Below are 13855 nucleotides of genomic sequence, written 5' to 3' on the forward strand. Positions count from 1 at the left end.
CCTTGACTGACTTTTTGGATATCACGCCTCTGACCAAGGCGGCATTCGCGCCCTTTGGCGATGTAATCGAGGCAGACTCCGCCACTATCAGGCTCATCAATGGTGGCAACACCGAACGGCACCATGCGCTGGCAGCAGCAGATGTAACGGGTGAGGGTGCGCGGATCGTCTTGAATATTTTTCGCGGAAAGCCACGCCAGTTTCCCTATACCATCGACATGATGGAGCGGCATCCGCTGGGGAGCCAGAGCTTTACGCCCATGAGCGGCAATCCGTTTTTGGTGGTTGTGGCGCAGGATGATGAGGGCAGACCCGGTAAACCTCACGTGTTTCTGGCGCGGGCAAGCCAGGGCGTGAACTATCATCGCAACGTCTGGCACCATCCTTTGATGACGCTGGGTTCGACCAGCGATTTTCTGGTTGTCGATCGCGATGGGCCGGGCAACAATCTGGAAGAATCCTTTTTCGATCGACCCTATTTCATTGCGGAGCCTCAGCCATGACCGGCCTTACGACACATGTTCTTGACGCAGCCCACGGCACGCCAGCACAGGGATTGAAGATTGACCTTTACCGTCTGAATGGCGAAAGCCGCGAGAAGCTGAAAACCGTTGAAACCAATAGCGATGGGCGTGTGGATGGCGGCCCCTTGTTGATCGGGGAAACATTCCGCGCCGGGCAATATGAGCTTGTGTTTCATGCAGGCGATTACCTGCGAACAAAAGGTCTTGTTCTGCCGGAGCCCGCCTTTCTCGACATCATTCCCATTCGTTTCGGCATCGCGGATGAAAGCGGGCACTATCACGTGCCACTGCTGCTTTCGCCCTACAGCTACTCGACCTACCGGGGAAGTTAAGCACCATGATCTTTGCCGCCATCGCTGATATCCATGGAAATTGCGCTGCTCTGGAGGCCGTTCTCCGCGATATCGAGAGGCTTGGCATCACCGATATCGTCAATCTGGGTGATTGCTTCAGCGGCCCGCTCGATGCTGGCCGCACGGCTGATATTCTGGTGGGGCAAGCGATACCCACGGTGCGTGGCAACCATGATCGTGCCTTGATCGACCGCCCGTTTGAAGAGATGGGCGATTGGGAAAAGCCTGCATATCAGCAGCTTTCGCCAGCCCATATCGCCTGGCTGGAGGCGTTGCCTTTCGACCTCGTTTTCAAGGATGTGGCCTATTGCTGTCACGGCTCACCGGTGGATGATTTGGGCTATTGGCTGGAGCAACTGGCGCCGGAAGGGTTTCTCCATCAGCGCGCGCTGGCTGAGATTGAGGCTCTGGCCGATGGCATCAAGCAACCGATCATGCTGTGCGGCCACACCCACATCGCCCGCACGGTCCAGCTTTCGCATAGTCGGCTGATCGTCAACCCAGGCAGTGTCGGCTGCCCCGGCTGGAAGGATACCGAGCCTTTTTACCATCAGGTTGAGGCTGGGCATCCGCTTGCCAGCTACGCGGTGCTGGAAGAAACGGCGCAGGGCTGGCAGGTCTATTTCCGGCAGGTGCGTTATGACAGTGCGACAGCGGCAGAGCTTGCACGCGCCAATGGCATGCCCGCTCTGGGTGCTGCCATCGCCACCGGCTGGCTCGGCTGATTATCCCTCATTAGCCATCACGACACAGGAATATGACTGCGCCTTCAAATCCTTGCAGGCGGACAGGGCTGCCGCTTGGCTATCGAAGCCGGTAAACCGCGCGCGATAGAGCGTCGTTGCCCCACTGCGTACTGCTTCGGTGTAGGGCGCAATTCCTGTGTATCCAGAGACGATGGTTGGGCGGGCACTGCGCAGCAGCGACATGGCCGCAGCTTGAGTATCCGCTGCCGCGATCTGAACTTCCCAGTCGCTGCGCTGAGGATCTGCCAGGGGATGGGCCGATGACGTATCGACCATGGCCATGGCATTGCTGGCTGTAGCGATCTGCATGGCAACAGGGTCTGTCCGTCGTTCCCGGAACATCGGCAATGGCACGGTGGCCATCGCAACATCGAAGGTGCGGCTTGTGCTGGCACTGGCAACCAGCTGCTGATTGACACCGGATCTGGATGCCTTCGGCACGGTCTGGTCCAGAAGAGACGCCATCCGGGCATCGCGGCCCCGGGCGGTCTTGCCGCCCAGAACGACGCCCACGACACTGCGACCATTGTGGTTGACCGCGCTGACCAGATTGAAACCGGAGGCATTGGTATAGCCGGTCTTGATGCCATCGACGCCGGTATAGCGCGCCATCAGGCGGTTGTGGCCGCGTATGGTCTTGCCACGAAATTTGAAGGACTGCGTGGCGAAGAGCTTGTATTCTCTCGGAAAATCGCGCTGAAGCGCAAGGCCGAGCTTGGCCATGTCACGTGCCGTGGTGACTTGCGACTTGTTGGGCAGGCCGGATGCGTTGCGGAAGGTGGTTTTCGTCATGCCAAGCTGGCGCGCCTTGCGCGTCATCATCTGCGCAAATTTCGCTTCGGAGCCACCGATGTGATCGCCCATACCTTCCGCCATATCATTGGCAGACTTGACGATCATGCCATAGACCGCTTCTCGCACCGTGAATGTCGTGCCTGCCTTGACCCAGAGTTTCGAGGGGATCACGGAGGCTGCGTGTCTGGACATGGTGATTTTCTGATCCCACCGCAGCCGTCCCTCGTTCAAGGCTTCGAACACCATGTAGAGCGTCATCATCTTGGTGAGGGAGGCCGGGTAATTGACCGTATCGCCATTTTGGGACGCCAGCACTTTGCCCGTCTTGGCATCCATAACGAAATGCGCGTAGCCCGCATGTGCCTCAGATGCCTGTAACGCGAAGACCATACTGAGGAACGCCAATGCAAAGATCCATGCTCCAGCCATTCCTTGTTTGATCGTTCCCAGCATCAATTCACCCCTTGTTCGTCCATGTCTTCTGGTCCCGAGCCTACCGATAGATTGAGGCAACGAAACCGCTCAAACTTTAAAGATCGCTTTCATCCCTAATTAAGTATGAAAATCGACCCCTATTGGTGGCGGGTTATTTTCTTGGAGGATGACCGCCGCCAGAGACGTTTCCGCTCAAAATCTGGCTCGGAGCGAGATGAGGAAAAGCCGTTGGGTTCGCGCAGTCATCTGGCCAACGGGGCGCCTAAACGCGCTGTATATTAGGGATTTTGCGGGGCTCTACGCATGCGGGCGGTCGTGCCACTCACGAGACGGAGCGTGGGCTGTTCCAGTCTGGAAGGCAGCCGTGGATGTTAATCGTCCCGGCCATTTTTCTGGGTAAATTGAAGAAATTGCCTCACGGGATCGTGACGACCGCGGTCGCCTCGAAACTGCCTGCGCTCTCTTTTGAGAGCGCAGGCTGCCCTTTAACGAACGAGAATGCTGCGATCCACATCGGTCAGCAGGCGCTTGCCGCACAGAGCCATGGTCACGTCCATTTCCTTGCGGATGATTTCCAGAGCGGTGGTTACGCCCTGCTTGCCAGCAGCGCCAAGGCCATAAAGAAAAGGACGGCCGATATAGGTGCCCTTGGCGCCGATTGCGATGGCCTTCAGCACGTCCTGACCAGAACGAATACCGCCATCCATATGGACCTCGATCCTGTCGCCAACGGCATCGACAATCCTCGGTAATATCTCGATGGACGACAGCGCGCCATCCAGTTGCCGCCCGCCATGATTGGAAACGATGATGGCATCGGCTCCCGTATCGGCTGCGGCGCGGGCGTCTTCCTCATCCAGAATACCCTTGAGGATCAGCTTGCCGCCCCAGCGCTCCTTGATCCATTCGACATCCTTCCAGGACAGGCGTGGGTCGAACTGTTCCGCAGTCCAGGAAGACAGTGATGACAGGTCGGCAACATTTTTGGCATGGCCGACGATGTTGCCGAAGGTGCGGCGTTTCGTGCGGGCCATATCAAGGCACCATTGCGGGCGCGTTGCCATTTGCCAGATGTGCTTGGGCGTGAATTTCGGCGGAGCAGACAGTCCGTTGCGCAGATCCTTGTGGCGTTGGCCGAGGATTTGCAGGTCGAGCGTCAGGACCAGCGCCGAGCACTTGGCGGCCTTGGCGCGGTCGATGAGGTTGTTGACGAAATCGCGGTCCCGCATCACGTAAAGCTGGAACCAGAAGGGGCGGGAGGTGACGGAGGCCACGTCTTCGATGGAGCAGATGCTCATGGTCGACAATGTGAAAGGAACGCCGAACTCCTCGGCTGCCTTGGCGGCCAGCATTTCTCCGTCAGCGTGCTGCATGCCGGTCAAGCCTGTGGGGGAAAGCGCCACTGGCATCGACACTTTTTCGCCGATCATTTCGGTCGCCAGCGACCGGTTGGTCATGTCTACGAGTACGCGCTGGCGAAGCTTGATTTTGGCGAAATCATCTTCATTTGCGCGGTAGGTGCTTTCGGTCCATGCGCCACTGTCCGCATAATCAAAGAACATCTTCGGCACGCGGCGTTGAGCCTGTTTCTTCAAGTCAGAAATCGTCAGTGCTTTGCTCATGGATGAAGCCTTCAAATTTGAATGTCTTCTTCACCTACCACGGGCGCGGGATTTGTAACATTGAAAATGTTGGCCAGCCCGATCTGAAACGATGCAAAATCGACCTGTCGTAAAAGCAGAGTGCTTTCAGCAGAGCAAAAAAATGGGCGGCAAAAGCCGCCCATTCTGTGAGTTTCTGATCAATCTCAGAACTCTTCCCAATTGCTCTGAGCAGCGGCCGCTGCGGAACCACCGCCGAATGCGCCTGCGATCTTGCGGCCAAGCGCACGTGCTGGAGACGGGGCTGGTCTGGATACATTCGACGCGGCTCTGACCGGTGCCTGTGTCGGCATTGAACGGCTTGCGCCATCGGACGCGCCGAGATTGAAGCGTGACAGCAACTGGTTGAGAGATGCGGCTTCCTTGGCAAGGCTATGGCTCGCCGCTGTCGACTGCTCGACCATGGCCGCGTTCTGCTGCGTACCCTGATCCATCGTGTTGACGGCAGTGTTGATTTCCTGAAGGCCAACAGACTGTTCACGCGAGGATTCGACAATCGCGGTGATGTGGCGGTTGATTTCCTGAACTTCTGTGACAATCACCTCAAGAGCACGTCCAGTTTCGCCAACAAGGTTGACGCCAGAACGGACATGCTCGCCGGATGTGGTGATCAGCGCCTTGATTTCTTTCGCTGCCTTGGCAGAACGCTGCGCCAGTTCGCGCACTTCCTGTGCAACAACCGCAAAGCCCTTGCCCGCTTCACCGGCACGCGCGGCTTCGACGCCAGCATTCAGGGCAAGGAGGTTGGTCTGGAACGCGATCTCATCGATAACGCTGATGATGTTGGTGATTTCGCCCGAGGACCGTTCGATCTCGTTCATGGCTGTCACGGCCTGACGTACGACGTCGCCGGACTTTTCCGCACCTTGGCGGGCCTTGGCAACGAGTTGCCCAACTTCTTCGGCACGATTGCTGCTATCTTTCACCGTCGTGGTGATCTCTTCCAGTGCCGCTGCCGTTTCTTCGACGGAGGCCGCCTGCTGCTCGGTGCGCTTGGAAAGATCATCAGCGGCGGAGCGGATTTCGTTTGCACCAGCATCAATGCCGCGAGCGTTCTGGCCAACTGCACGCAGAGCCTCGTTCAGGTTGCCCACGGAATTGTTGAAATTGGAACGAAGCGTGTCGAGATGTGCAGCGAATGGTGTGTCGATGCGGTAACCAACGTCGCCGTCAGAAAGACGGCCAAGACCCTTGGCCAATTCATCGACGGCAAGCTGCGTATCGGCTGCTTCCTGCGCTTTCTGCGCTTCTCGCTCAAGACGCTCCTTTTCTGAAAGGGTGCGGCTTGCGGCTGCTTCTGTCTCCAGGCGTGCGCGCTCCAGTGCATTTTCGCGGAAAACGGAAACTGCCTTTGCCATCTCCCCGACTTCATCCTTGCGATCCTGTCCATCGACAGGGGCATCCGTTATACCTTGAGCAAGCGTCTTCATGCGTTCACGCAGTGCTACTATCGGGGTGGTGATGCCCTTGGCGGCAACGACGAGCGCAGCCAGAATGCCCAGAGCGAACGCGCTGCCGACCAGTGTGAGGCTCGTCAGGATCGTCGAGGTGGTTTGGTCGCTCAAGTTGGCACTTTTGGTGGCGACCGTTTTCGTAAAATCGTCCATAGCTGCGGCAGTGTCTACCGTCAACGCCAGAATCAGGGGGTCTGCCTTGGCCAAAGCCGCTGCGGCTTCCGTGTTCTGGTCTGCCTGACCCAGCTTGACGGCCTGGTCCGTGATAACGATGATTTCTTTCGCTTTTGATGCAATCGAATCCAGCACTGGACTTTTATGAGGCGCCATTGCTTTAGCGGCATCAAGTCGTTCGAAAAGCTTCGTTTTGCTGTTATTGTAAAGAGTAACGGCCGCCTGAAGGCTCGGACTGTTCTTGTCGTACACCAGCGTCTGGTAGGCGGCGTAAGCGGTCGCGGTCAGATTGCGATTGGCCCGCGACAATGAGAGAGTTGCCTCAGTGTCGTTGTTAATGAAGTCGCTGTAAGCGTTGTCAGTTGCCTTCAATTGCATCGATACGTAAGCCGCGCCACCCATTCCTACAATGCAGAGTGGAATGATCAAGGACAGGATTTTGGTGCGAATGCTCGCATTTTTAAGAAATGACATCTTCCCTCACGATTGACGATAGAGTGCGAACACTGCGGATCTGCGAACCGAAACGTGGGAGCCGTTCCGTTCAAAGCAGCCGTAGTTCGGGGCTTTTTGCTGCATGACAGTGAGGTATGCCGTCATGGCGACCGGGGTGAAATGTCTGTCAAATTCACCACTAGAAAGTTATAGTTTAAATATAATTAAATATGAATTGTGGTTATTAGCACTGCAACTTCTGGCAGTAACCTATCCATTTAAGGAAAATGCTTTGACGCAATACCGGCAATGTAGGTCTCTGTGACCGTTCTATCATCGCCCATGGTCAGCATCAGGAAAAGCTCTTCCGTCAGGTTCTGGACCACTTCCATTTTCAGTGCCATTGCCGGTGTGGACGATGCGTTGAGAACGGTGATATCTGCATCCGTGCCCACGTCCAGCGTACCGATGCGATCAACCATCGACAAAGCCTCGGCATTACCCCGCGTCATCATGTGCCAGCTTTCGAGCGGGTTGAGGCGCTCACCCAGAAGCTGCTGTATCTTGTAGGCTTCGTCCATGGTGCGCAACATGGAATAGCTGGAGCCGCCGCCAATATCGGTGGCAACCGCGATGCGCACGGGCTTTTCGCGCCGCTGCAACTTTCTCATCGGGAACAGGCCGGAGCCGATGAACAGGTTTGAGGTTGGGCAGTGCACGGCGACCGCGCCTGTCTCTGACAAGACATCCGCTTCCCGATCTGACAGGTGAATGGCGTGGCCGAGCAGGGTCTTGTTGCCCATCAATCCGTAACGAACATAGATATCCGTGTAGTCGATAGCCTCTGGATAAAGTTCGCAGGTGTATTTGATCTCGTCCAGGTTTTCCGACAAATGCGTCTGGATGAAGAGATTTGGAAACTCCTGCGCCAGTGCTTGCGCTGCTTCCATCTGCTTTGGTGTTGAGGTTATGGCAAAGCGTGGTGTGATGGCGACGTGGTTGCGGCCTTTGCCGTGCCAGTCCGCAATCACCTGGCGTGTCTCATCATAGCCCTGTTCAGGCGTATCGAGCAGACCCTGCGGGGCATTGCGGTCCATCATGACCTTGCCGCCCACCATCAGCATGTTGCGCTTCATGGCCTCGGCAAAGAATGCATCGGCGGAGGTTCTGTGGACAGAGCAATAGGCAACCGCCGTGGTGGTGCCGTGGCGGATCAGCTCATCGTAAAAATGCGTGGCGATGCGTTGCGCGTGCGCGCTTTCCACAAAACGGCATTCTTCCGGGAAGGTGTATGTGTTCAGCCATTCCAGCAGATTGGCCGCATAGGAACCAATGACCTGCATTTGCGGAAAGTGCACATGCATGTCGATGAGGCCCGGCACGATGAGGTGAGGGCGGTGATCCTTTTCGAGGACGTCGTCAGGTGCCTGCGCGCGGATGTCGGCATAGTCTCCGATAGCGCTGATCTTGCCGTTTTCAATCAACAACCCGCCATCTTCGATATAGAGATAGCTGGCCGTATCATCGATGGAAAGCGGTGCGCGATTGAAGCTGAAAAGACGTCCGCGCAGCAGGAGCAGGCTCATTGTGTTTTTCCTTGAGACACGGCGCTTTCATACCAGGCGGTCAGCACCTTGCGTTCTTGCGGCGTTATCGCCGTTATATTGCCGGGGGGCATGGCATGGCTGCGGCCTGCCTGTAAATAGATTTCCCGCGCATGGGCTGCAATCTGTGCATCGGTTTCCAGTTTTACTCCCTTCGGTGTGAAGGGAACGCCTTCCCAGACGGGTTCTGCCGCATGGCACATGGAACAGCGGCCCTGCACCACATCCCGCGCGGATGCAAAATGCATATCACTGGCAAAACGCTGCTGGGTGGGGGAAAGCGTGGCTGCTTTTTCTTCCTGCTCGCCTGTCAGTATCTTCGGCACGGTGGATAGCCACATGATGAGGATAAAGATCAGCAGAGTGACCAGCCATGTCCATGTCGGGCGACCCTTGCGGGCATGGGTGGTGTTGAACCAGTGGCGGATGGTCACGCCCATCAGGAACACCAGCGCGGCGATGATCCAGTTGAACTGCGTCGCAAATGCCAGCGGATAGTGGTTCGACAACATGAAGAAAATGACGGGCAGCGTCAGGTAGTTGTTGTGCAGCGAGCGCTGCTTGGCAATGCGGCCATATTTCGGGTCCGGCGTGCGCCCTGCGATGAGGTCTGCGACCACGATCTTCTGGTTTGGAATGATAATCATGAAGACGTTGGCCGACATGATGGTGGCGGTAAACGCGCCCAGATGCAGGAAGGCGGCTCGGCCGGTAAAGACCTGCGTATAGCCCCATGCCATGCCCACCAGTGCAACATAGAGCACGACCATCAGGCCCCAGGTGTTGTTGCCCAGCGGAGATTTGCAGAGGAAATCATAAAACAGCCAGCCTACGGCCAGCGATGCGAGCGACAGACAGATGGCCTGAAACTGCGTGAGTTCCAGCACGGAATGATCGATGAGAAACAGATCTGCGCCGCCGTAATAGACGATGCACAGCATCGCAAAGCCGGAAAGCCATGTGGCATAGCTCTCCCATTTGAACCAGGTGAGATGTTCCGGCATCTGCGCGGGCGCCACCAGATATTTCTGGATATGATAGAAGCCGCCACCATGGACCTGCCACTCTTCGCCATAAGCGCCGACAGGCAGATGGGCGCGCTTGACCAGTCCCAGATCGAGCGCGATGAAATAAAAGGATGAGCCAATCCAGGCAATAGCGGTGATCACGTGCAGCCAGCGGACGGCAAAAGCCATCCATTCCCACGCAATGGCATATTCGTACATTATGTTCCCCTGACGTTGCACCGCACTGTGCGAGAAAATCCCACGTTAGAAAAGAGGGAACCGTTGTCTCGCCGCCCGTTGTCCGTCTGTTTTTTGATGCTGAATGGATCGATGCTTACTCGGCCTGTGGGACAAGGCTAAAAATCCAATCGCAGAACAGGGCGATCTTGCGCGATCGGCTGCGGTTTTCCGGATAAACCAGCCAATAGTTCGCGGCCTCATAGCTTAAGATATCGAAAGGCTGGATCAATCGCCCCAGGGCGATCTCGTCGGTATAGAATTCTGGTGTGAGAATGGCGACGCCCTGTCCGGCAATGGCCGCTGCCGCTTCGAAGGTCTGTGCGCCCATGCGGCTGCCCGTTCGCTGTAACGACGGATCGTCTATGCCTGCGGCCTTAAACCAGAGCGTCCACCATGGGTCGGTTGGATCGATGATTCGAAGCTTTAACAGGTCTTCAGGAGTCTTCACGCCTCCGATGCTGTCTGCCAGCGAGGGGCTGAGCATGGGAGTAAAGCCGCCACGCATCAACAAATGCGACTTCAATCCTGGCCAATTCCCTGGGCCCGATCGGATTGCGAGATCAACATTTAGTCCGCTAAAGTCCACGAAGTCCTGAGAGGTTTCCAGCCTGACGGCAAGATCGGGATTTTCGATCTGGAACGATACAAGGTAGCGAGAGAGCCAGCGCGCCGCAAATGTCGGCGTCGTATGGATGAACAGCGTTCCCCCCGTGCTTTGCTTCAGGTCAGCGACCGCTTCCACGAGCGTTTCCAAGCCATCTTTCACGCGGGGTGCCAGCCGCTTTCCGTTCTCCGTCAATTGAAGCTGCCGGGGCTTACGCTCAAAAAGTGAGGAGCCGACGAAATCCTCCAGCAGCTTGATCTGGTAGCTAACCGCCGTCTGCGTCATGCCCAACTCCTCGCCAGCTTTGGTGAAGCTCAGATGCCGGGCGGCGCTGTCGAAAACACGCAGTGCGTTCAACGGAAAATTGCGGGACAGTTTCATGGATAAGTTCTCTTTATCCATAAGGTCAGAAGTTTCATTGGTTATTCCATGAAAACAGTAGCATTCATCTCCCATAGCATCAAAAGAGCTCAGGAGAAATACAATGCGTACAGCCGCACTTAGCGTCTGGCCACGGCTATTGGCGCGCCTATGGACTGGGATGAAATTTCCGCGTCACGTGCCAGTGCGTCGGGATTGCCCAGAAGAAGAATTGCCTGATTGCCTCAAGCGTGATCTTGGGCTTCTGGATGGAAGGGAAGGGGTTGGTCCGGGGCGGGGACTGCAGAGCGATGCAATGCGTGAAGCACTTGCGCTGCTACCAAGGCCGCTATGACGGCGGGGCGTTTGTCTTTGACTGCCTGTCCTCCAATGGGCAGAACAAGCCGCTCCAGTGCGGACCTGGGCGCACCCTCGCGCTCCAGCCAGTGCGCGAAGGTTGCCCGCTTGGTCTTGGAGCCAATCATGCCGACATAGGTAAGGTCGTTGCGGGCAAGCGCTTCCTTTGCAATGAGGAAATCGAGGGCATGGTCATGGGTGACGATGATGACCGCGCCGCCTGCCGGAATATCCTTCACGAAGCCTTCTGGCATTGCTGTCAGCTTCGATGAAACGGTGCCGGGCAGGCCTTCCAACTCGTCAGCGCGTGTTTCGATGACGGTTACGGACACCGGCAGCAGCGACAGCGCTTGCGCCAGTGCCTTGCCCACATGGCCCGCGCCGAAGATGAATACAGCCGGTTGAGACTGATCCTCTCGCATCAGCCGGGCTTTTACAGCGTCCGCGATCTGCGCGGAAACCGGCGTAAACCGAAGCAGGGTCCGCCCACCGCAGCACTGGCCGATTTCCGGGCCCAACGGAATGTCCATGCTATCGACATCAGTCTTCCCGGCCAGCATCGCCCGGGCGTGGTCAATCGCCATATATTCGAACTGCCCACCACCAATCGTCTGCCAGATCAGATCTTTTGAAACCAGCATGAAGGTACCAGCCTCGCGAGGGGCCGAGCCTTTGACAGTCTCGATCTCTATGAGAATGCTGGGATTTTCGCCGTCCAGAAAGAAGGAGATAGGGGTATCAGCCATGGGCGCGGGCTCCGGTCAAACCTTCCTCAGCCGTTCCACCGCCATCAGCACCCTTTCAGGTGTTGCGGGTGCATCCAGCCGCGGGCAGACCTTGTAATCCGCAACGCTTGCGACCGCCATGGACAGGGCTTCCAGAACCGAGATGGCCAGCATGAAGGGTGGCTCACCCACGGCTTTGGAGCGGCCAATGGTCGGCTCCGCATTCTGTGACCATTCAGCCAGCTTGACGTCGAAAATCTTCGGGCGGTCGGAGGCGAGGGGAATCTTGTAGGTCGAGGGTGCGTGCGTGCGCAGCCGCCCCTTGTCATCCCACCACAATTCCTCGGTCGTCAGCCAGCCCATGCCCTGCACGAATGCGCCTTCTACCTGACCGATATCGATGGCTGGGTTCAGGGATTTTCCGACGTCGTGAAGAATATCGGTGCGCTCCATTATATATTCACCGGTCAGCGTATCGATGGAGACTTCGGAGCAGGCAGCACCATAGGCAAAGTAATAGAACGGTGTGCCTTTGCCGGCAGCCCTATCCCAGTGGATTTTGGGCGTCTTGTAAAAGCCTGCGGCAGACAGTTGCACGCGGGCGAAATATGCCTGCTTGATGAAGTCGTTAAAGGCGATTTCTTCCGTTCCTACGCGAATACGGTTGGGCAGAAACGCGACCTCATCTGCGCGCACATTCCATTTTTCCATTGCAAACTGAACAAGGCGTTCCTTGATCTGTCGTGCCGCATCATAGGCCGCCATGCCGTTAAGGTCAGTGCCGGATGAGGCGGCGGTGGCGGATGTGTTCGGCACTTTGCCGGTGGTGGTGGCGGTGATCTTGACCCGGTCAATATCCACCTGAAACGCATCGGCAACCACCTGAGCCACCTTGGTATAGAGGCCCTGGCCCATTTCCGTGCCGCCATGGTTCAGGTGAATGGAGCCGTCATTATAGACGTGGATCAGTGCGCCTGCCTGATTGAAGGCGGTCATGGTGAAGGATATGCCGAACTTGACCGGTGTCAGGGCAATCCCTTTTCGGATGACAGGGCTCGTCCGGTTGAAGTCGATGATGGCCTTGCGCCGTGCCTGATAATCGCTTGACGTTTCCAGCTCTTCCACGATGCGGGCAATAACGTTGTCTTCGACCTCCTGATGGTAGGGCGTGGTCGTGCGGCCTGAGCCGGTCTGGCCGTAGAAATTCAGTTTGCGGACTTCCAGCGGGTCCTTGCCGACAGCATAGGCGATTTCCTCGATGAAGCGTTCTGCGCCCAGCATGCCCTGTGGCCCGCCAAAACCTCGAAACGCGGTATTGGAAACCGTGTGCGTTTTCAGTGGCTTGGATGCAAGTTTTACATGCGGATAGAAATAGCTTGAATCCGCATGGAAAAGCGCACGGTCTGTGACCGGGCCTGATAGGTCTGAGGAAAATCCGCAGCGTGCCGCATAGGTCGCGTCAACCGCATGGATGCGGCCTTCATCATCAAAGCCCAGCTCATAATCGACACGGAAATCATGGCGCTTGCCCGTCGCCATCATGTCTTCGTCGCGGTCTGGGCGAAATTTCACGGCGCGGTTCAGTTTCTTGGCTGCAATGGCGCAGAGTGCAGCGAACTGGTTGCCCTGCGTTTCCTTGCCGCCAAAACCGCCGCCCATGCGCCGCACCTGCACCGTGACGGCGTTGGATGGTACTTGCAGGATATGGCTGACGATGTGCTGGATTTCGCTTGGGTGCTGCGTGGAACTCCACACCGTGACCTCATCATCCTCACCGGGAACAGCCATGGCAATATGGCCTTCCAGATAGAAATGCTCCTGCCCACCGATGCGCATGGTGCCGGTCAGTCGGCGCGGCGCGACATCCATCTCGACCTCGGCATCGCCGCGTTGCAGCACCATACCGGGGGTCACCAGCGGCTCACCGTTTTCGATAGCGCTGTCGATATCGCTCCAGTGTGGAAGGTCATTGTAGGTGATCTTTGCTTTGCGCGCTGCCTTGCGGGCAATGTCGCGCGTCTCTGCGAAGACGGCGAAGATCGGCTGGCCGTGAAACTGCACGATCTTTTCCGCCAGCAAGGGCTCATCGTGACGCCCGCCGGAGGAGACGTCGTTTTCTCCCGGAACATCCTTTCCGGTCATCACCCAGAGAACGCCCGGGGTTGCTTCCACCTGCGACAAATCCATCGAGACGATTTCCGCGTGCGCTCGATCCGACATGCCCAGCGCGCCGTGGATCAGACCAGCGGGTTCAGGAATATCGTCGATATATTCAGCACTTCCGGTGACATGCTTGTGCGCTGAATCATGGCGAATAGAACCATGAAGCTCGCCGTTTACCGCCGTCCTCTTGCGCTCGAATGTGTTGGTATCCATGGCTT

The 13855-nt window shown here is 57.0% G+C and carries 11 protein-coding genes; 3 read left to right on the top strand and 8 right to left on the bottom strand.

From position 1 onward, the window contains the following. Positions 1 to 2 precede the first annotated feature (2 nt). The 3 genes from ACQZ51_RS07275 to ACQZ51_RS07285 are packed head-to-tail and all read left to right on the top strand — an operon-like array spanning position 3 to position 1602. Positions 3 to 503, top strand: a complete 501-nt coding sequence (locus tag ACQZ51_RS07275; RefSeq protein ID WP_448776209.1) for an ureidoglycolate lyase — start codon at positions 3 to 5, stop codon at positions 501 to 503. Then, positions 500 to 856 carry a hydroxyisourate hydrolase gene (gene uraH, locus ACQZ51_RS07280; RefSeq protein WP_448776210.1) on the top strand — a complete coding sequence of 119 codons (357 nt, stop codon included), beginning with the start codon at positions 500 to 502 and terminating at the stop codon, positions 854 to 856. The genes ACQZ51_RS07275 and uraH overlap by 4 nt, the downstream gene beginning before the upstream one ends. A gap of 5 nt (positions 857 to 861) precedes the next feature. After that, a complete protein-coding gene (locus ACQZ51_RS07285; protein WP_448776211.1) occupies positions 862 to 1602 on the top strand; it encodes a metallophosphoesterase family protein in 741 nt (246 codons plus the stop codon). On the opposite strand, the gene ACQZ51_RS07290 is transcribed toward ACQZ51_RS07285, so the two are convergent. From ACQZ51_RS07290 to xdhB, 8 genes are all read right to left on the bottom strand, one after another. Continuing rightward, entirely contained in the window at positions 1603 to 2847 is a 1245-nt protein-coding gene (locus ACQZ51_RS07290) for a D-alanyl-D-alanine carboxypeptidase (RefSeq protein ID WP_448776620.1), read from the bottom strand. Positions 2848 to 3338: 491 nt separating this feature from the next. After that, the gene (locus tag ACQZ51_RS07295) at positions 3339 to 4475 is read right to left on the bottom strand and encodes an alpha-hydroxy acid oxidase (RefSeq protein WP_042617383.1); all 1137 of its coding nucleotides are present in this window, start codon (positions 4473 to 4475) and stop codon (positions 3339 to 3341) included. Between the two features lie 185 nt (positions 4476 to 4660). After that, positions 4661 to 6616, bottom strand: a complete 1956-nt coding sequence (locus tag ACQZ51_RS07300) for a methyl-accepting chemotaxis protein (protein WP_448776212.1) — start codon at positions 6614 to 6616, stop codon at positions 4661 to 4663. Between the two features lie 239 nt (positions 6617 to 6855). Then, positions 6856 to 8163, bottom strand: a complete 1308-nt coding sequence (gene guaD, locus ACQZ51_RS07305; RefSeq protein WP_448776213.1) for a guanine deaminase — start codon at positions 8161 to 8163, stop codon at positions 6856 to 6858. Beyond that, a complete protein-coding gene (gene puuD, locus ACQZ51_RS07310; protein WP_448776214.1) occupies positions 8160 to 9407 on the bottom strand; it encodes a urate hydroxylase PuuD in 1248 nt (415 codons plus the stop codon). Before puuD ends, guaD begins: the two co-directional genes overlap by 4 nt. A 115-nt stretch (positions 9408 to 9522) precedes the next feature. Next, a complete protein-coding gene (locus tag ACQZ51_RS07315) occupies positions 9523 to 10413 on the bottom strand; it encodes a LysR substrate-binding domain-containing protein (RefSeq protein WP_448776622.1) in 891 nt (296 codons plus the stop codon). A gap of 224 nt (positions 10414 to 10637) precedes the next feature. Then, positions 10638 to 11495, bottom strand: coding sequence for a xanthine dehydrogenase accessory protein XdhC (xdhC, locus tag ACQZ51_RS07320; protein ID WP_448776215.1), 858 nt, complete (start codon positions 11493 to 11495; stop codon positions 10638 to 10640). Positions 11496 to 11510: 15 nt separating this feature from the next. Then, on the bottom strand, positions 11511 to 13850 hold the full coding sequence (gene xdhB / locus ACQZ51_RS07325; RefSeq protein ID WP_448776216.1) for a xanthine dehydrogenase molybdopterin binding subunit: 2340 nt from the start codon (positions 13848 to 13850) through the stop codon (positions 11511 to 11513). Positions 13851 to 13855 lie beyond the last annotated feature (5 nt).

The sequence above is a fragment of the Agrobacterium sp. CG674 genome (assembly GCF_053521645.1).

Bases quoted from the DNA above. Each gene is read 5' to 3' on its own strand.
- uraH (WP_448776210.1), top strand. From the start codon at position 500: ATGACCGGCCTTACGACACATGTTCTTGACGCAGCCCACGGCACGCCA.
- ACQZ51_RS07285 (WP_448776211.1), top strand. From the start codon at position 862: ATGATCTTTGCCGCCATCGCTGATATCCATGGAAATTGCGCTGCTCTG.
- ACQZ51_RS07290 (WP_448776620.1), bottom strand. From the start codon at position 2,847: ATGGCTGGAGCATGGATCTTTGCATTGGCGTTCCTCAGTATGGTCTTC.
- ACQZ51_RS07295 (WP_042617383.1), bottom strand. From the start codon at position 4,475: ATGAGCAAAGCACTGACGATTTCTGACTTGAAGAAACAGGCTCAACGC.
- ACQZ51_RS07300 (WP_448776212.1), bottom strand. From the start codon at position 6,616: ATGTCATTTCTTAAAAATGCGAGCATTCGCACCAAAATCCTGTCCTTG.
- guaD (WP_448776213.1), bottom strand. From the start codon at position 8,163: ATGAGCCTGCTCCTGCTGCGCGGACGTCTTTTCAGCTTCAATCGCGCA.
- puuD (WP_448776214.1), bottom strand. From the start codon at position 9,407: ATGTACGAATATGCCATTGCGTGGGAATGGATGGCTTTTGCCGTCCGC.
- ACQZ51_RS07315 (WP_448776622.1), bottom strand. From the start codon at position 10,413: ATGAAACTGTCCCGCAATTTTCCGTTGAACGCACTGCGTGTTTTCGAC.
- xdhC (WP_448776215.1), bottom strand. From the start codon at position 11,495: ATGGCTGATACCCCTATCTCCTTCTTTCTGGACGGCGAAAATCCCAGC.
- xdhB (WP_448776216.1), bottom strand. From the start codon at position 13,850: ATGGATACCAACACATTCGAGCGCAAGAGGACGGCGGTAAACGGCGAG.